13 protein-coding genes and 1 pseudogene are annotated in these 19,500 nt (G+C 48.4%); 4 read left to right on the plus strand and 10 right to left on the minus strand.

Annotation, left to right across the window (positions count from 1 at the left end):
• Positions 1-200 precede the first annotated feature (200 nt).
• The 3 genes and pseudogenes from NC980_RS17210 to mgtE form a co-directional block, all read right to left on the minus strand.
• Positions 201-662 (minus strand): annotated as a pseudogene (locus tag NC980_RS17210) (DUF29 domain-containing protein).
• Between the two features lie 32 nt (positions 663-694).
• Positions 695-1,876 (minus strand): DNA double-strand break repair nuclease NurA, encoded by a 1,182-nt coding sequence (locus NC980_RS17215; protein WP_190376423.1) that lies wholly within the window; start codon positions 1,874-1,876, stop codon positions 695-697.
• A gap of 32 nt (positions 1,877-1,908) precedes the next feature.
• Positions 1,909-3,261: a magnesium transporter gene (gene mgtE, locus NC980_RS17220; RefSeq protein ID WP_190376424.1), complete on the minus strand. Its 1,353-nt coding sequence runs from the start codon at positions 3,259-3,261 to the stop codon at positions 1,909-1,911.
• Positions 3,262-3,561: 300 nt separating this feature from the next.
• Here mgtE and NC980_RS17225 point away from each other — a divergent pair, with 300 nt between their 5' ends.
• The 3 genes from NC980_RS17225 (at position 3,562) to NC980_RS17235 (ending at position 6,174) form a co-directional block, all read left to right on the plus strand.
• Positions 3,562-4,047, plus strand: coding sequence for a hypothetical protein (locus NC980_RS17225; protein ID WP_190376425.1), 486 nt, complete (start codon positions 3,562-3,564; stop codon positions 4,045-4,047).
• Positions 4,048-4,278: 231 nt separating this feature from the next.
• Complete coding sequence (locus tag NC980_RS17230; protein ID WP_277881347.1) at positions 4,279-4,401, plus strand: hypothetical protein; 123 nt, start codon at positions 4,279-4,281, stop codon at positions 4,399-4,401.
• Positions 4,402-4,494: 93 nt separating this feature from the next.
• Positions 4,495-6,174 carry an MBL fold metallo-hydrolase gene (locus NC980_RS17235; protein WP_190376426.1) on the plus strand — a complete coding sequence of 560 codons (1,680 nt, stop codon included), beginning with the start codon at positions 4,495-4,497 and terminating at the stop codon, positions 6,172-6,174.
• Here NC980_RS17235 and msrA read toward each other — a convergent pair.
• From msrA to NC980_RS17250, 3 genes are all read right to left on the minus strand, one after another.
• Entirely contained in the window at positions 6,159-6,803 is a 645-nt protein-coding gene (msrA, locus tag NC980_RS17240) for a peptide-methionine (S)-S-oxide reductase MsrA (protein ID WP_190376427.1), read from the minus strand. The genes NC980_RS17235 and msrA overlap by 16 nt on opposite strands.
• Before the next feature lie 91 nt (positions 6,804-6,894).
• Positions 6,895-7,974, minus strand: coding sequence for a hypothetical protein (locus tag NC980_RS17245; RefSeq protein WP_190376428.1), 1,080 nt, complete (start codon positions 7,972-7,974; stop codon positions 6,895-6,897).
• 237 nt (positions 7,975-8,211) lie between these two features.
• The gene (locus NC980_RS17250) at positions 8,212-8,412 is read right to left on the minus strand and encodes a hypothetical protein (protein WP_190376429.1); all 201 of its coding nucleotides are present in this window, start codon (positions 8,410-8,412) and stop codon (positions 8,212-8,214) included.
• 258 nt (positions 8,413-8,670) lie between these two features.
• Between NC980_RS17250 and NC980_RS17255 the strand changes: the two genes are divergently transcribed.
• Positions 8,671-11,742: a plasmid replication protein, CyRepA1 family gene (locus tag NC980_RS17255; protein ID WP_190376430.1), complete on the plus strand. Its 3,072-nt coding sequence runs from the start codon at positions 8,671-8,673 to the stop codon at positions 11,740-11,742.
• 154 nt (positions 11,743-11,896) lie between these two features.
• On the opposite strand, the gene tpiA is transcribed toward NC980_RS17255, so the two are convergent.
• From tpiA to NC980_RS17275, 4 genes are all read right to left on the minus strand, one after another.
• Complete coding sequence (tpiA, locus tag NC980_RS17260) at positions 11,897-12,622, minus strand: triose-phosphate isomerase (RefSeq protein ID WP_190376431.1); 726 nt, start codon at positions 12,620-12,622, stop codon at positions 11,897-11,899.
• A gap of 97 nt (positions 12,623-12,719) precedes the next feature.
• Positions 12,720-14,996: an FG-GAP-like repeat-containing protein gene (locus NC980_RS17265; RefSeq protein ID WP_190376432.1), complete on the minus strand. Its 2,277-nt coding sequence runs from the start codon at positions 14,994-14,996 to the stop codon at positions 12,720-12,722.
• Between the two features lie 381 nt (positions 14,997-15,377).
• The gene (locus NC980_RS17270) at positions 15,378-16,184 is read right to left on the minus strand and encodes an SWIM zinc finger family protein (protein WP_190376433.1); all 807 of its coding nucleotides are present in this window, start codon (positions 16,182-16,184) and stop codon (positions 15,378-15,380) included.
• A gap of 4 nt (positions 16,185-16,188) precedes the next feature.
• Positions 16,189-19,248, minus strand: a complete 3,060-nt coding sequence (locus NC980_RS17275; protein ID WP_190376434.1) for a DEAD/DEAH box helicase — start codon at positions 19,246-19,248, stop codon at positions 16,189-16,191.
• Positions 19,249-19,500: the final 252 nt, after the last annotated feature.

Raw genomic sequence — 19,500 nt, forward strand, 5'->3', positions numbered from 1 at the left:
CAGGTGCTTAGATAAAGCTCCCTCATTGCGCGATGCAATGGAAGCAGTGCTCAAAGATGCAACCGCTTAATCTCAAAACTATCGCTGCCGCAAACTTACAGGCGACCGCTATAATAATCTGCTTCATAAAGTTCTGGCTGGCTGACTTCAAGTTCTGTGTTCATCTAAACCTCCAGGAATCTAATGTTGAATCGTGAATTTTAGCGATCGAAGTCAAACAAATCACTCTCTAAAACTTCAGCGATCGAGTAAGGACATCCGTTTGGAAAAACCTTAACCGAAATATCTGTCTCGATATTCGCTTGCTTAACTGCATCTTCGTAGCACTCTTCAAACACTTCCTCAAGATAGCGTTTGAGACTTGGTGAATCTTTCAGCGATCTTCTAATTCGTCTTCGATGCTCTTCGATGCTCAACTTTCAACTTCTTGAGCGCTGCTCAGGTTGATACTGCCATTTCAATAGATGTAATAAGATAACGACTAAATTATTTTCTAAAGCGTATCGCCAACTTCTCCCGATCGCCTCAATTTCATCGAGTAGATTTGTCCAGTCAACTTGGTCATAGTTTTGATGTTTCAGCTTTTCAACTGTGTCTTGAATCCACAAATAATAATCAGCTTCATACAGTTCTGACTGGCTGACCTTCAGCTCTGTATTCATGTGAACCTCACCGCGTTGTAATTCTCGCAATTCTATGCAATGCTGCCGCGCTTTCGAGCTTCTTTGTAAGAGGTTCCGACATTTCGCAAACCGGCTTTAATCATCTGCTGTTCCAGCAAGGCAAAAAATCGCGCACGATCGCCCCCTCGCACGACTGCCTGATTGTGCGCCTCTGCCAAAGCAACCGGATAACCATATCCTTTCTGCACCTGAGCTAAAACCAAACTCAATGCAGAATTCAACAGTGCTGAGTTCTCTGCCACCCAAGCAGGAACCTCAACTCGCGCAATCTCACTGCCTACATTCACATAGCAAAAATGAATGGTATGATCGCCATAAAACTCTTGAATTCGCGCCGAACTTTTCCACAAAGGACTGCGCTGACCTGGCTCCAACAACATCCCCCAAATTGCCGCATCTTTGAGCGGATCTAACACTTGGCAAGGCGCTCTATCCACCACTTCACTACAATGCGTCGCACAATCAGGAGCAAGATATGCACAACTTTGAAGCCGCAAAAAGTTCATAGCTTCTCCGCTTCGGGATGCGCTGATATAACCCACCAAAGGAACCTCGATCGCTCTCAACTGATCCCAAGCTGCAAGAATCGGCGCAAGAATACGATCGCGAGCCTCAGTTGGTAACTGCTCCAAAAACCAATAAATCAGCGATCCATCTACCAGCGAAATCGTCGGCGCACTCATTTCATCGCTGATTGCCTGCGCTAATTCTGCAAGCATCTGCACTTCTAACGCGGTTCGCTGATAGCCCATCCATTCCTCAGTCCGAATGCCCCATTGTCGAGAAACGTAGAGATCTTCAGGACGATAAAACACTTCTGGCAAACTATCGAGCAAGGGGAGTTTACTTTGCCCGTAATGCAGAATGATGCGACCCACATTAATCAAATAGCAATAAGCAATTTCGTGATGGCTGGGTGCGATCTGAGAGCCATCTGTCGCGATCACGGTATGAGCAAAGGGAGCAGGATCGATCGCAATCCGCGTATCCAACGGTTCGATCGGGATCGCTGCGGTAAAACTCAGCCGATCGCGCCACAATTGCTGCATCTCAGTTAGTTCGGCTTGGCGATCGAACGCTTGTGCCATCAGCAAGTTTGCGCGATCGAGCCGTTGCCGCGTTGCGGTTGCTTCTAGGGTTAGCTGTTGACTAATCCCTTGCATCTGTTGAGCCAGTTTTGTCAGATCTAGCATGACAGTAATTGCGAACTACCCTCATCCTAGAGCTAAGTTGGAAGTTTCAGTACGTTTAAGCTGAATGTAATCAGCGTGAGGAAAGTGATAAAGCCGATCGTATCCAATAAGGTTGTCACTAACGGCCCGCTAACCAAAGCCGGATCAAGCTTCAACCGCTTCAATCCCATTGGTAAAAGTGTTCCGAGGGTCACGGCAACAATGCTATTGGATGCCATAACGATCGCCGCCACAACTCCGACCCAGCGTTCTTCTGGCTTTGTCCAAATCAGTGACAAGATAAACATCGTTAGACCCAATGCCAAAGCGGTTCCGAGTCCTGCAAGGAGTTCTTTTCGCAGAATTCGCATTGTGTCTTGAGAAGTGACTTCACCGATACCGAGCGATCGGATGGTGACCGTCAGCGCTTGAATGCCAACCGTTCCCCCAGTATTCGAGAACAATGGCATGATCACCGCCAGCACCGGAACGGCTGCGATCGTCGATTGAAACGGCGAAATGGCGCTAGAAGCCCCGATATACAGCGCCATAATCCCTAACAGCCAAGGCACACGATTTCGCAGCTTTTCGATCGGGGTTGAAAGCGATGACTCATCACCGCCACCCCCCGCGAGTTTTTGAATATCTTCGGTGGCTTCTTGTTCAAGGATGTCCACCACATCATCGACGGTAATGATCCCAACCAACCGATCTTCACGATCAACCACTGGAACCGCTAATAAGTCATAGCGCTTCATCAATTGCGCCACTTCCTCTTGCTGCATTTCCGTCCGCGCTTTGATCACGCGATCGCTGCCAATGTCTTCAATTTTGGCATCGGGGATCGAGAACACTAACTGCCGCAACGATACAACTTGCTTAAGCTTGCGGTTGTTGTCGGTGACATAGGCGTAGTAGATCGTTTCTTTATCCCGGTCAGCCAGTCGAATTTTGCTCAATGCTTCTCCGACGGTTAAACCTTGCCGCAGTCGAACATACTCGGTCGTCATTACCCGACCTGCGGTTCCTTCGGCATAGCCCAAAATCGTCGCTGTGGCTTGCCGTTCTTCCGGGCTGAGTTGTTGCACCAAGCGTTTAACAATTCCAGCAGGCAACTCATCGAACAACTCTGCCCGATCGTCCGGACGCATCGATTCAACAATTTGGCACACCTGAGCATTATGCAGAGAACCCAGCAGCGACTCTCTAACTTCGGGCGGCAGATATTCAAACACATCCGTTGCCTGAGTTTTGTTCAGAAGCCGAAACGTAATCGCTTGCTTTTCAGGTTCGAGTCCGGTGATGTAGTCGCCTACATCAACCGCAGGCAGTTCGTTGAGTTCGAGCTTCAGACGGTTGAGATCCGAAATTCCTCTGAGCGTTGCTCGACTGTCTTGAGTCAGCATTTAACTTTCCTCCTCGATCTTCCTCGCGCTGGAAGACCAAGGCATCCAGGCTAGAAAGTGTACTTTGTTATAGATAAATGGACTTCGTCCATGAACTTTGAAGAATTCAACATCAATACCCCTAGCGGGGATTGCTACGTTTATGCTAACTCTGAAACAGCAATTTCACAATGTTTCCGAGAACACGGAGAGCGAAATCCCGTCTTTGGAAGCACCATAGCGCGATCAAGGATCTACCCTAGTTGGTATCATTTCTCTTTCCAGCTACGGGTCACAAAAACAGGATAAGTTGCGACACAAATGATTCGAGGATTTGTTCTTTTTAATCTAGTCTGGTTTATCGTTAGCGGTTGCCGATCGCCCGAACCCCCGTCAGTTGCAGTTTCCCCTTCTCCGACTGTCGCGACTTCCAAAGCGTCTCCTAAACCTGGTGGTAGGACGATTACGGTAAATATTTTTCAGCTAGATAGCCAGTGCAACAAATTCATCACCTCAAAAGAGACGATCGTGGCGAATCAACCTGTGACTCAGGCGATCGCGAAAACATTGGAAAAGGCAAATAGTGAAAGCTTAGGAGTGGCAGGATATCGGGTCAAAGTGGCATCTAGAGTTGCGACTGTTGATTTCCGCCCGATTCCAAATGCGCGTCGATCGCTGCTCTCGCTGGCAAATTGCGAGCAGTTATCGCTGTTTGGTAGCGTGCGGCGAACGCTGACACAAAATCCCGCTTTAAAGATTAAGTCGGTGCGATTTACCGATCGGGGTCAATTAATCAAACCGAGGTAGAGTTCATATCGATTCAAAAAAATGCTGCCACAGATTCTGCGTTGACCCGAAATCCCGTAGAGACGTGATTAATCACGTCTCTACGGGATTTCGCTATTTCTGTCTTTGGGAGAATCTAAGATCAATCTGTGATTTCTTAAACTATGGGCAAACTCGCTCTAGGATGCTCGGTATCGATTTGTATTTTCGTTCTTGTACACTTGATAATAAAGGTTAAGGGTTGTAAGCAATATGGATGTAAAGCTCGTCCTACTGGTACTCTCCGGTGTGTTCACGGTTGCCTGTCTTTTCTTTGGGACGCGCAACGGTTTTTATGATACAGATAACTATCATGGCAATGGCTCAGCGCATTAGCATCAGAGCCAGAACGCGGAAGACAGGGTGAAAAATCTACCCTGGATTCCAAATTCAGGATGTATGAATTCTGAGTTTTTCTAGGGTGGATACGTGACGCAATTGGACTGTTTTCCTTACGGTGCGGGACATGGCGAAGAAGGAGTCTGTCTTCTCGTTCGTATGGGTCCCTATCGGATTCTGCTCGACTGCGGGCTGTCAGATATTTCTGCGCTCACGGATGGGAGTGCAGTCTTAAATCCTCCTGACCGCGCTCCGGCAGATGTGGTGTTGTGCAGTCATGCTCACTCGGATCACGCTCAAGGTTTACTCAGTTTGCATCGCGCTTTTCCGCAGTTACCGATTTATGCCAGTGAAGTGACGACAGAGCTATTACCGCTTAACTGGCTGGATCAACCGGGTCTAATTCCGCAATTTGTTCATGCCCTGCCTTGGCGATCGCCGGTTGAGTTTCAGGATGGGCTAACGGCTGAACTATTTCCGGCGGGTCATCTTCCCGGAGCAGCGGCGATTTTGCTGACGTATACGCCGCATCAGGGTCGATCGCACTCGATTTTATATACGGGGGATTTCTTTTTATCGAATTCCCGCTTAGTAGAAGGCTTGCGGCTAGAGGAACTGCGGGGATTGCGCCCGGATGTGGTGATTATCGAAGGCTCGTATGGAACGGCACGATTTCCACATCGACGGCAACAAGAAAATCAGATCGCTGAAAGAATGAGTCGGGCGTTGAGCGATCGGCGGTCGGTTCTCTTGCCGCTGCCGATGGTTGGACTTGGGCAAGAATTGTTGATGCTGCTGAGGAGCCATCACTCGTTTACCGGACGCGATTTAGATATCTGGGTGGATGGTCGGGTCGCGTCTGGGTGTGATGCCTATTTGGCGCTTTTACCGCACTTGCCTGCTTCGGTGCAGAACTTTGCCAAGCATCAATCGCTGTTTTGGGACGATCGCGTTCGTCCACGGGTGCGACGACTGCATCCAGAACAACGACCGTTAGTCGGTGAGTCGCCTTGTATTGTGCTGACGGATTTTTCAACAGATTGGCAGGAATTTTGCGAGGATACGCCAGAGCGCTGGTTAATCCTACTGCCGCAACATCTAGAAGAAGGATTGATTGATATCCCACGGAAGTATGCGATCGAAACGTATCTGCTAGCACAACATTGTGATGGGGCAAGTACCACGCAGTTTATTCACAATCTGCGTCCCCAACACGTTATTTTCGTTCACGGTGATCCGAACTATCTATCGGATTTAGCTGGATTAGAGGAATTGCACAACCGCTATCATCTACATTCCCCTGCTTCAGGTAACTTGGTTGAGTTACCAATCGGAGAAACCTTCCTTCAGCCTGCTCCGCCGGAGACAACTTATGAAGGTGAACTTGCCGAGGTTGGAACGGTGGTGACGATCACGCTTCCGGAGGCAATCACAAACGACCCGAGATGGCGATCGATTTCTGACACTGGGCTGATTGAGGCGCGTTGGCAGGGTCAGGATTTAGTCTTGCGGGGGTTGTCTCAGCGCGAGTTAATGACGCAAAATACCGAACGATCGCCGTCTTGGATGGATAGCTCTGAGAAAGCTTGTTGTTTTCGCTGTCGGCATTTTCGGGGGCAACGCTGCTGGAATCCGAGATCACCGTTGTTTAATTTTAAGGTGACACCGGATGGATATTGTCCAGCGTTTGAGGCGGCTCAAAGCGCAAACACTACATGGAGCGAAGCGAATGAGCCGACTCGCGAAGATGTGGATCAAGCTCCGGGATAGCAGACCTTTGTACCGCCTAAACCACAGTAGCCATTGGGATTTTTAGCGAGATACTGCTGATGGTAAGCTTCAGCGTAATAGAATTCAGGCGCGTCTAGAATCTCAGTGGTAATTGCTTTGTATCCTGCTTTTGCGAGTTCTTCCTGGTAGGTCTTCAGAGAAGCTTCTGCTGCCTTGCGCTGTTCGTCGTTGTAGACATAGACTCCTGATCGATACTGAGTGCCGACATCATTTCCCTGGCGCATTCCTTGAGTCGGATCGTGGCTTTCCCAGAATACTTTCAAGAGTTGCTCGTAACTGATGACTTTCGGATCGTAAGCCACTAATACAACTTCATTATGTCCGGTCATGCCAGAGCAAACTTCTTGGTAAGTCGGATTTGGAGTGCTCCCTGCGGCATAACCAACGGCAGTCGTGTAAACGCCTTCTTGCTGCCAGAATTTTCGCTCTGCACCCCAGAAGCAACCGAGACCAAAGACGGCGGTTTCAATTCCAGGCGGGAAGGGAGGCTTGAGCGGATGGCCATTGACGAAATGCTTCGCGGGCACGGGCATTGGTTCCGATCGACCTTTTAGCGCTTCATCGGGAGTAGGAATCGCCAGTTTTTTGCCAAATCCAAATAACACCATTGCTTTTTCTCTTAGGTTCATACTTCTTAATTTTAGCGTGAACCTTGGGTGGGATTTGTAGGGTTATCTGGGGTGGAGAGTGGGGAGTAGACTATTTGCACTTCAATTTGGTTGAATCAATCTGGAATTGAATCGTAGAAATGCGACTTTTTCCTGAGAGTTCTTGTGCGCCCAAGAGGTAGCCATCTGCTTTGAGTTCGTCCACAGTGCGCCAAAGAATTTGGTTATTTCGAGAAGAATTACTGCCGAGTAAATCAAGGTTTTTGAACAAGTATCGTTTAGAAACAGAGATGAATTGTCCATCGGTTAAGCTATCCCATTTCATTCGACTTGCTAGATAGATGAGAAGCTTGGTCTTATAATCGCACTTCGCGTTCGTACCCAGTCGTTGAGTAATGTCGAACTGATTCGGAAAAAGGACACAATCCCCGTTTCGAGAACCGTCAAAAAACTCTAGAGAGATCGTGTAAGAATCTGCCAATTCATAAGTGTAATCTGCGGCTTTTGTAATATCAAAATCCCGCGGAGCAGTATCTACTTCATAATCTTTGATTCGCAGAATGCTTTTAATCATGACTTTTGCGCCACGATTTTGGTGCATTTTTTTGAACGATTGCGCTAATACTAATTCGGTTCGATGCAGCGTGACCAAATCTCGATTCAGTTGCGAGCGCAGCTTCGACGCAAATCCGCCATCCTTTGTGCGGGTGTATCCCAAACTTTCAAGTAAATCATTCGATCGAAACGTCACTGTTCCGCCGTTTTGCTGTTGGGCTGCCAATTTGTAGAGATACAGCACGATCGAAATCTGACGCGGATTCAGAAACGTCATCAACGCCATAAACATTCTTTGAATCCGGCGATCGTGGACTTTTTCTAATCCATTGCTTACGCCTTTCCGGATACAAGCCGCCCAATCGAGCTTGGCATATTCGGTTTTTAATTCTATTAACTCTTCTTCGGTCAAATTTTCTAGCGGCACTCGACGAATCACAGCAAATTCGCTTTCGTCCTGAGCATCCGCCTCCACCCGCATCTCCAAGTAATAGCCGTTAGCATCCGATCGCAAAATCGGCAGTCGTACATCTGGATTGCGGATGGATGCGCTGGCTCTGGGCAACACCATCAAAAGTTGACTATCGACGGGAAAGGCTGCTTCTAGTGGTTTCATCGCTCTCGAAGATTCTAGACCCCACATATAGTGCCCTACCCTCGGAGTTTTGTCTAGAGGTTAAACGCTATATCTGGAGATTTAGTGCCGGAATGATCCAGGCTGCCCCTATCGCTAGTAGTAATTTCACTCAGTTCTGTAACGCCTGCGTCTGATTTCGATCGCGATCTCTGTAACTGCCGCGTCGATCTTTTCCCTGTAACTCTGTCGTTGATTCGATCCAGGGGTGAAGCTATTTTACGCGATCGCATCCCTCACAAACTCCCTAATTCCCCCGCTCCCCACTTCCCACTGCCTATTCCTCCCCCGTCCAACTTCCCACCTAACTTGTGCCTCTAACTCACCTATCACTCCCCCGGATCGCTGATCCATCCCCTCTTGAGCCTCTGCTGGATCAGTGTTAATCTGCTTTCCACGTCGGTAATGTTTAACCTGCATGACCCGACTGACCTTGTTTGTCTCGAATTAGATTGCGCGATTTCAGGCGACTACCACCGCTTCAAGAAGTCCGCCAATCTAGAATTTCAATTGCATAAGCAAAACCCCTCAAGCTTCCCTACCACAGTCAGCCAAAGGGGTTGATAACCTTGTTTGCCCAAAAAGATTGGGCTTGATTTCTATGTCTAGATATTGTATCAGGTGCGGCACGTCTGCGCCAGGTTCGTGTGCGAATTTATGTCAGAAGGAGCAGGACTGATGGTAACTTCCCTCAGAATTGCTTCTTCTGAAGTGGCAAAATCGATCGAGGGCTACCTTGCGCCCGATCACGAACAAGAATGGTTAATGAGCGGTGTCGATTCGGAGATTATTCGCCGGAATGTACGATCGCTGTATGATACCGATTTTGATCCATTTACTCGCGAGGCAAGCTATCCGATCGCTGAGCGGCTGAATTGGAAAGTGACGCGATTTGGTCAACAAGCGCGGGAATCGGTGCGGGGCTGGTGGGTAAGCGGAATTGATCCACTTAACAACTGGCAGCGGATGGAGTGGGGACGGTTTAAGCCCGATGCCGATACGCCGATCGTAGATCGCACGAAAAGCAAGCCCGCAAAATATCTCAGTCCCAGCCTGGGTAAAGGGTCTAGCCGATTGATTCTGCTCGATGTACCCATGCAGATTTGGCAGAAGGTTGCAGAACGGTTTGAGATCGAAATTGCTGGAGCAACGAACTTTTGGGAATGGGTTTGGCGCAATAATTTGCCGATCGTGCTCACCGAAGGCGAGAAGAAAGCGGGTTGTCTGTTGAGTTTGGGGTATGCCGCGATCGCGCTTCCCGGAATTTTTAGCGGCTATCGGCGCGAAACTCGGCAACTAATCGCAGAACTCGGTCATTTTGCCACGACTCAAAGAACCGTTCATATCTGCTTCGATTACGAAACAAAACCGCGAACCTTACAAAATATTTTCCTTGCGACTTCTCGTTTAGGACAACTCTTAACCAATGCGGGCTGTCAGGTTAAAGTTATTGCACTGCCAGGTGCTGAAAAAGGCGTTGACGATTTTATTGTGGCTCATGGTCATGCTGCATTTGCAAAACTATATGAATCAGCGGTTGAGCTTGAGTTTTGGCAGGCATCAAAATTATGGTCACTAACCTATACACCCTCACTTACATTAAATCAGCCGTATTTAGGAGATCTTCCTTATCCCGAATCTGGTTTAGCTTGTATTAAAAGTGCTAAAGGAACCGGGAAAACAACAGCTCTACAAGGATTAATCAAAACGGCAACCGTTGCCCCTGGCGCAGCGAAAGCTGCCCGCAAAGTTCTGGTGATCACCCACCGCATTCAACTCGGTAAAGCAATTTGTCAAAGTATTGGGATTGATTGGATTACTGATGCGCTGAATTCGGAAAATCCGGGCAGCTATGGATTGTGTATTGATTCGCTGCATCCGAACTCGCGCATCCGGTTTAATGCGGCAGAGTGGGAAGGTGCGATCGTCATTCTCGATGAAGTCGAACAAGTGTTATGGCACGCGCTCAATAGTGCAACTTGCTACAATCAGCGCGTCAGAATTCTCGAAACCCTGCGCGAATTAATTGAGACTGTACTGGCAACCGATGGATTGGTGATTGCACAAGACGCAGACTTGTCAGATGTCAGCATCGATTACTTACGCGGATTGGCAGAAACTCCGGTAACACCCTGGGTTGTGGTGAATCAATGGAAGCCAGAAATTTCTTGGAATGTTTCGCTATACGACACGAAAAATCCTGCACCTTTGATCGATCGCATGGAATCCGTTCTAAAAACTGGAGCCGTTTTCGTCTGCGTCGATTCTCAGAAAGTCCGAGGTCGCTGGAGTTCTAAGAATTTAGAAACTTACCTCAGATTGCAGTTTCCCGAAAAGCGCATTCTCCGAATTGATAGCGAAACTGTTTCCGATCCGGATCATGCTGCTTATCACATTGCTGAACGCATTAATGATGTTGTGGGTAATTACGATGTCGTTTTAGCAACACCCACGATCGGAACGGGAGTCTCGATCGATGTCCGCAATCACTTCAAAGGGGTATTCGGTATCTTCCAAGGGGTAACTCCAGATTCGGAGTCCCGGCAAGCTTTAGCGAGAGTCCGTGAACCGATTCCTCGCTACATTTGGGCAGCACATTTCGGCCCTGGAAAAATTGGTAATGGAAGCTGTAACTACCGCGATGTCGCGCAATCGGTGACGAAATCGGTTCAGTACAACATTGCATTGCTAAAAGATATCGATTTTGATTTGGATGAGCAGAGTAACCCGATCGCGCTGCGGACTTGGGCGAAAATGGCGGCACGAGTGAATGCGTCTCTGTGGCGCTATCGGCGCGAGTTTCGCAATGGGCTACTGCTCGAAGGTCATACAGTGACATTAGTCACAGACGATTTAACGAAGATGTTTGGACAGTTACCGATCACAGATCAAATGGTGACTCAACTAAAGACGGGCGTTCTGAACATTCCAGGCTTTGAGTTCTTGGAAGCACGGCATGACTTGAAAGTGTGCGATCGCATTGCTCAGGTGATTTCTGCGATTCGGACTCGCAATCAAACCGCAGAAGCGATCGCGGTTTCCGATTCTCCAGAAATCACTCCAGCAGAATATTACGAACTCAAAGAACAAGCAGAACAAACCGTTCAGAAACGCTACAGTAAACGCAAGCATGAACTGAAGCGTAAATACAACGTTGAAACGATCACACCAGAGATCAAACTCAAAGATGATGATGGCTGGTATACACAATTGCGATTGTATTACTACCTGACTCGCAATCCAGAATATGTCCGACTCCACGATATGCAAGAGATCGAAGACCATCTAGAGCGCGGAGACGGCAAAATCTCCATTCAGGATGTCAAACTCCTAACCGCTCAAGTCGAAGCATTACGATCGCTAAGAATCCTAGAATTTCTCAAGCCCGGAGAGAAGATTCTCGCAACCGATGATTTGGTTCAATTCGTGGCAACAACGGCATTAGAGTGCCGCGACGACATGAAAGCGCTCTTTAGTTTCACCGTGACCGAGAAGCTGGCACCGATCGCGATTGTTCAAACCCTACTCGGCAAAATTGGAGTCAAACTCACCTGTACAGGTCGAGCTGTTGCACCGGATGGACGGCGCGGCGGATTGCGAATCTACAAATACTTTCCACCCCAAGACGATCGCGACTCAATTCTGGCGGAATGGGAAAAGCAGGATCTTGCAATGCTACAAACGCTGATGGAAGTTACAGGCTGTAATGATTTCTCGGAGATCGATGAGTGGATTGAGCAATCTGCCTAGCCCCGCCTAACCCCATTGTGCTTGGGGAAGGGTGCGATTACCTGCTCTGGCTAGGATCTGGGATAAGCTGAAGTTGTTCGATGAGGGTGATGGTTCTAGCTCCGATTTAGTTCTTTTGCTAGAACCATCACCTCATTCCGAAGCTTCATCGCTTTTACTGAAAATTGACAAGTCGAGCAAAGCCTTTTGGATCAAGACTTGCACCCCCCACCAAAGCACCATCAATCTCCGGTTGCGCCATAATTTCATCAATATTCTCAGGCTTGACCGATCCACCATATTGGATCGTGACATTCGGATTACTCAACCGACTGCGAATCAGCCCGATCACGCGATTCGCTTCGATCGATTCACAAGTATCTCCAGTTCCGATCGCCCAAATCGGCTCATAAGCAATCACTAAATTGTCTTGATCCACGCCCGCCAAATCCTTCTCAAGCTGAGCGAAAATCACCGCTTCAGTCTCACCTGTATCCCGTTGCTGCTTACTTTCACCCACACAAAGAATTGGCTTCAATCCAGCACTTTGAGCCGCTTTCAGCCGCAGATTCACCGTCTCATCCGTTTCGCCAAAATACTGTCTCCGTTCGCTGTGCCCGATCACCACATAGCGAACTCCTAATTCTGTCAGCATCGACGCTGAAATCTCGCCCGTGAAGGCTCCCGTCTCTGCCCAATGCACGTTCTGCGCCCCGACCTGAATCCGACTTCCGTGCAAATTCTTCGACAACACTGCTAAATCAGTAAACGGCACACACAGCACTATTTCTCGATCGTCAGGTGTGTTCTCCAACTGAGGCATGAATCCCTGCAAAAACTCCAGCGTTTCTGCCTGGGTTTTGAACATTTTCCAATTGCCAGCAATGATAATTTTTCGCACGGTCTGTCAGCTTATTAAATTGCATTTTCCAGTCTACGGCTTCGCGGGGACAGTTTTGGAGTGGAATCGGGAGCGATCGCTCCCGATTCTGTTGCCTTTAGAGCGCTAGCGCACCCGGACGAATTTGAATCTGCCAGTTTGGATCTTCAACCGTTTGCACAAATTGTGCGTTTGTAATGGTGATTCCGTCGAGCAACCAGATCGCGTTCTGACCGGTCGATCGATTCCGCCAAATCACATCAGCTTTGCCATCTCTGCTCGTATCGCGTGCGCCGATAATCTCCCAATTCAAGTCAGGAAGCTGAGTCAGGAGACCCTGATTCGAGGTCGTCGCGCCATTTAGAAGCCAGACCGCATTCTCACCCGTGGCAGTGTTGCGCCAGATTAAATCTGCTTTGGCATCCCCGCTGGTGTCGCAGACATCAACAATTTGCCAGTTCAGATCTGAAACGGTCGTCAGGAGTTGGCGACTCGTTACGGTAATTCCATCCATTAACCAGACGGCATTTTCACCTGTCGCTCGATTGCGCCAAACGAAATCTGATTTCCCGTCGCCGCTAGTATCCCGCACTGCAATGATTTCCCAATTCAAATCAGTGGTCACCGGGAGAAACTGAGCGCTAGTGAGGGTCGTCCCGTTAATCAGCCAGATTCCGTTTTCGCCGGTCGCAGCATTGCGCCAAGCAATATCCGCGCTGCCATCGCCGTTAAAGTCGGCAAAATCGGCAACCTCCCAGCTTGTGTCAGTAGTCGTGAGAAATGCGCGACTCGTAACGACGGCGTTTTCAATCAACCAAATTCCAGTTTGTCCTGTGGCGGAGTTTTGCCAGAAGATGTCGGCTTGCCCGTCGTTGTTGAAGTCGCGTGAACCCACAATCTCCCAGTTGAGATCAGCTTGTGGTGTGATAAAGACGGCTTGCCCGATCGCCGTGCCATTCATTAACCAGATTGCATTCTCACCTGTAACACCATTGCGCCAGAGCAGGTCGGTTCTACCATCGGCGTTGAAATCGCGGGTGGAGACGATTTCCCAGTTAGGTCCAGCTGTCGTCGTAAGGCCAGTCGCACTTACTTGCGTCCCATTGATCAACCAAATTGCACTCTCAGTCGTTGCCACATTGCGCCAGGGCAAATCAACGCCGCCGTTGCCATCAAAATCGGGAATCTCGCAGTCGGTAGGATTTGTGAATGTCACCCCAGGTGCAAGTACGAGGTTTACCGCTGCGTTCCGTGGGCTTCTGTCAGCATTGGTCGGAGTGTCAAGATTAATTTGAATCGTTTTATCAGCAGCGGTTGGCGAGTTCAGTCTGGTGAGCGTGATGCTGCCTGTGGTTTGTCCAGGCGCGATCGTGATCGTTTGTGACGAAAGCCGATAGTCGATGTTGTTCTGGGCTGTACCACCGACAAGGAGCGGAATAGTGACTGCTTTGTCGGTCGCGACATCAATACTTGCTGTGATCGTGGAGCTACGCGACGAAATCACGCCGGTCGTTGTGGGGAATTCGACCAGCGGCGTGTAGGTTCCAGAAAAGGTGCTAATCGAAAGGTTATTGATTTCGTGGAAGTTGGTGGATCCTCCTGTTGAAGCCGCAAAGCCAAACTTGAAGGTCGTGGGCAGGGGGCTATCGCCTGAGCTGAGATTCTGGGTAACGTTGAGATTGGAAATAAAGGTCTCACCGCTGTCGAAAACAGCATTGCCATTGACATCGAGTGCTACAGAAAGCAGCCCGGCAGTCGTCAGATCAATCTTGGCTCGCCGAGCATTGCCCTCTCGACTTGTGGCTGTGGGAACATCAATGCGGCTTCCAGCAGGTAGAGCAACGCTTTGTAGGAGTGGATAGTTCAGTCCTTCTCGACCGCGAACGGTGATCGATTGAGGTCTGTTGCCGATCCCCGCTGCTCCGGCTTCGCTGGTCGAAAAGTTACCGAACTCATCAAAGCCGACTCCCAAATATCCGCCCACAATTCCGACGGCACCAGTAGACGAGTCTGAGGAGTAGCCCAAGCTGCGTCCCACTGCACCGCCTGCAGTGGGACTCTGAGTGCCATCGATTAAAAAGAAGCTGATACCATCAGCACTGCTTCCCCCATAAGCGTATAAATCAAACTCGACTGACAGCCCTGATGCAGCATTCAGGGGTTTGTTGTAGATCACAAAGGAGCCTTGACCCTGGGTATTGTTGGTGAGGCGGAGTGCGCCACTGCCGGGAGCATCTGCGCCACCGCCAGCAATTCCACCCGGGGAAGCAGAACTGCTGCTACGAGCGGTCAAAATTGGGGGAAGTGCTCCAGCTTGACTGATACCAGGGAGCCAATTGAATTGGCTAACATCTGCATTTCTGAAAGATTCAGTAAGGATATTTTGTCCTGCCATTATCTAGAGCCAAAAATTTTGTACTCTTTCTAATTACCATTTTCGGCGAGTTCTTTTTATCGAAATCCGTACAGCCTACACTGAATTTTCAAACAGATCGTGTAGGAAAAGCAGGTGCTTTATCTCTGCTTTAAAAACTCACATTGTCTCAAAAAATCTTTAGAAATTAGGCGCTGAGCTTGCGGTATGGAGAGGATTCGAGTGTCTAAGCCATTCTACTGAAAAGTTTCAGCAATAGGAGAAGAAATAATATTCATCAATCAACATTGTTGATTGATGAATATATTAGGTCTTGCAGAAACTGATTTTTTCTAATCGAAGTTGTTAAAGTTATTGAAAGTCTAAATAAGAAATTTGAATCTCCTTACAGCACAGAAATCTTTACAGATTCAGTGCCATTGCCATTTGCACTGCTCCCATACTGACCGTTTGATAAATCAGTTTCAGGGTTTCCATTGCGGCTTGATTCGCAGGCGGGTCGATTTTGAGCGGAATTGTTCCTAACACATCTAAAACCGTTTCGCTGCTAGGCGGCGGAGTGATGACGATTAAGGAAGGCTCAAGCTGATCGCTGTAGTTCCAAAATTGATCAGGATTCAGGGGGGCGATCGCTCGAATGATCGCGTTCTCTGATGCAATCGCGCTTTCTTCTCCGGAGCTGCGAATCTGACGCAGTGTATTAATAATTTCTTCTTTGCTGCGTCCGCGCAGTTGGAACAACACAAACGGATCTTCTCCGAAGCGATCGCCCAGCAAATAGTAAACGGCTCCAATATGCTTGCAAGGATTTGCCGGATCAGGACAGGAACAGCGACTATGAATCGCGGATTTGTCGTATGGAAATAGGCTCAATCCATTAGCAATAAAGACATCTTGAATGTTCTGCGGCATTTCTCCAGCTAGGAGTTTGGCAGAAAAGATTGCCCGTTCTGCCATCGATTCGATCACATAGCCCCATTCTTCATCAGTAAAGCGATCGAGCGAAAATGACACTTCATACGGTTCGGGTGCCGTTCCTTGCACTTTTGCGATTACTTTTGCGCCGTTGAATTCGAGACTGAGAACGTTTCCCTGACGCGCGTAGTTTCTCGCTCGTGCTAATCGCTGTGTAAATCCAATGCGCTCTAACAAATCAATCCACTGTTGTACCCACCATTCACGGTTAGGTTGTACGTAAGAATCACTCATCGGTTTAATCCTCTATCACAGCGCTACGATCAAGCAAGAGTAAATCTCGAAGCTGATCGGTATTTAATTCAGTCAGCCAGTTTTCACCTGTACCCACGACTTGTTCGGCTAAGGCTTTTTTGCTTTCGATCATGTCGTGAATGCGTTCTTCAAGCGTTCCAGTACAAACGAATTTATGCACCTGCACATTCCGCTTTTGTCCGATGCGAAAGACGCGATCGGTGGCTTGATTTTCGACTGCTGGATTCCACCAGCGATCGTAGTGAAACACATGATTTGCACGAGTGAGATTCAAGCCGACTCCCCCTGCTTTGAGCGACAAAATGAAAATTCGAGGAGCTTGCGGATCGTTTTGGAAGCGATCGATCATTTCTTCGCGCTGTTTCTTTGAAGTGCTGCCGTAGAGGAACAGCGTTTCACGTCCTAGTTGTTGTTCTAAATGTGGTTTCAGCAGTTTTCCCCATTCTGCAAATTGAGTGAAGATTAAAGCACGATCGCCTTCTGCAACCGCTTCTTCGAGCATTTCTTCGAGTCGTTGCAACTTCACGGATCGGTTCGATGGGATGCTTTCTTCTCGATTGAACAATGCAGGATGATTGCAGATTTGCTTTAGCTTCGTAAGCAGTGCAAGAATAATGCCTTTGCGCTGAATACCGTCTGCTGCTTCGATTTCGGCAAGGGAGCGATCGACTATTGCTTGATAGAGCGCTGCTTGTTCCGCAGACAATCCACAGTAAACAGGCATCTCCTGTTTCTCCGGCAAGTCTTGAATGATTGAGCGATCTGTTTTCAAACGCCTGAGAATGAAAGGCTGAGTTAGCGATCGCAGCGTTTGCAGTGAAGTGGTATCGCCGTAACGCTCGATCGGAATCGCAAATCGTCGCTGGAAGAAGTTTTTCTGTCCTAAGTAACCCGGATTGAGAAAATCGAGAATTGACCACAGTTCAGTTAACCGGTTTTCGACAGGCGTTCCTGTCAATGCAATGCGGAATTCTGCTTCTAGTTCTCGCACAGCTTGAGACTGTTTTGCTTCTGCATTTTTAATGTTCTGAGCTTCATCGAGTACAACTCCTTGCCACGAAACAAGCTGAAGTATTTTCAAATCGCGCTGTACAAGTGTGTAACTGGTAATCACTAAATTGCAGGATTGCACAGCTTTGGCGAAAGCTTGTCCTTGCGATCGTTTATCTCCGTGATGCACGATCGCTTTTAGCGTCGGCGCAAACTTTTTAACTTCTCGCTCCCAGTTGCCGAGAACCGAAGTTGGACAGACTAATAAGATAGGGTTCTCCAGTTGTTTGTTCTGCTTCAGTAACAGAATAAAGGCGATTAACTGGATTGTTTTTCCCAATCCCATATCGTCCGCTAAACAAGCACCCAAGCCCCATCTTTCAAGAAACTGTAGCCAGGCTACACCACGAGCTTGATACGGTCTTAATTCACCTCTAAATTCCTTGGGCGCTTCTATTTCCTCTAGCGTTCCGGTTCCCGTTAGCGTTGTGACTAACTCTTGCAATGCGCCCGATGCTTCAAAACTCACAACCGGAAGTTTCTCGATCGTTTGGGTATCCCCGGTACTAATTCGGAGTGCATCTTCCAGCGATAGCGTTGTCTGATCTTTTCGTGCCGCGAAGAACGACTGTGCAGATTTAATATCTTGCGCTCTTAACTCTACCCATTCACCTTTAATTTCAACCAGAGGCGAATTCTGCGCCACTAATCGATCGAACTCACGTTTCGTCAAACTTTGACCGCCGATCGATAATTCCCATTCAAAATTCAATAAACTTTGTAATCCCAGCTTGCCTTTCTTCTGTTTCGTTGGCGTTGACGCTTTGATTCGCAATCCTAATCGATTCGCCAGTCCACCGCGATTTGCCAAACTGGGTGGCAGAACCACACCAATTCCGCTATCCTGCAAGCGCCACACAACATTCATCAAAAAATCATAAGCCTGAGTTGGATCGAGTAAACAGGCTTGCGGCCGAGCTTCTTGCAGGCTCGGTTCGATCAGTGGATATAAGCGTGATGCTAATCCCAATCCCATCAGCAAAGTTTCTTGGGGTCGATCGATCATTCGTCCCTCATGATTCAGTTGCTCGACCGGATTGCGCCAGATAATCGGAGCGCTAACGGTGAACTCTGCATCGTCGATCGCTTGCAGCAGATATTCAATCTTCCAGCGTTGATAGCTTTCCGTAGGTGGAATCAACTTCAAGCAAGCGCGAAATTGTGCTTGCGTTTTCTGTAGTGGCGCTTTCCAATTCGATAATGCCGTCGATAGCGTTTTCGATTCCGTTTCGTCTAGCGTTGATGATTTTGTACCCAGTCCTTGAATCCAGGCTTGTAGAATTGATGGATTCCGGGGTGTCGTAACTGATTTGCGAACTTGAGCATCAATCAATTGATTGAGAAAATCTCGGAGTAAATCTTGAGGTTCGATCGGCAAATCGATCGCGATCTCCTCACAATTCTGGTACAACCGACAAACTGAAGGCATCTGGCGCGCAAAGTGACGCAACCTCGCTTGATCCGTTGAGCTATCCAGCAAAGCTTCCCAGTGAGTCAAATCCGGTAAAAACTTCGATCGCGCCAGCAAATCCAACGCCCACCGCGCTGTATGCGACCAAAATCGTAAATCCCCACCCAAAAACGAATCATCTCCCAAAGCACCCAACGGCAAAGAATTCAGAAACTCAAACGCCTGAGCCGAATTCAACCACAGCCCCTCAACCTTCCAGGGATACAGCACCCATTCCGCGATCGCAGACGCAGAAAGCTGCGGTGCTTCTCCGTCCTTTGGTAACGAGAGCGATCGCACCGTCCAGTTTTCTAAATTCGCTGCGCTTTTACGTCCGCGTTTCGGAGGTTCAATCTGCGGCAGCTTTAATCCCAACGGTTCTAAGAACGCCAGCAGTTCGGCTTGATTCATCGCGTAGGGGTGCGCCAGAACGCCTGCATCAGTTGGCATCGCCTCCAACCTGCGCCACGTTTCCCCCCACAGAAACAAGCCCCCTTCAGAGTCGGGCGTTTGAGCAAACCATCCACCATGTAAAACTGCCATGCCAAACTACTCAAAATAAAAGCGAACTAGCTCAACTTTCGGCAAGCCACTTCTGAATCTTCTAAGAAATCGCCCCGCCTAAGTAAGAATCTGCTGCAAAATTTAATCTCATCGATCGCAATCTTTACGCTCCAAAATCAAGAAAGCTTTCTATTCTTTAAGCAATCTAACAAGTTGTAATCCTGCCTTCAAATTCAATTCCCTCGCTTCATTCTACCGCGATCGTTTCAGCGATGATTTCGTCTCCAAACC

This window comes from Leptolyngbya sp. AS-A5, assembly GCF_039962495.1.
In the GTDB taxonomy this organism is placed as follows: Bacteria; Cyanobacteriota; Cyanobacteriia; order Leptolyngbyales; family Leptolyngbyaceae; genus Leptolyngbya.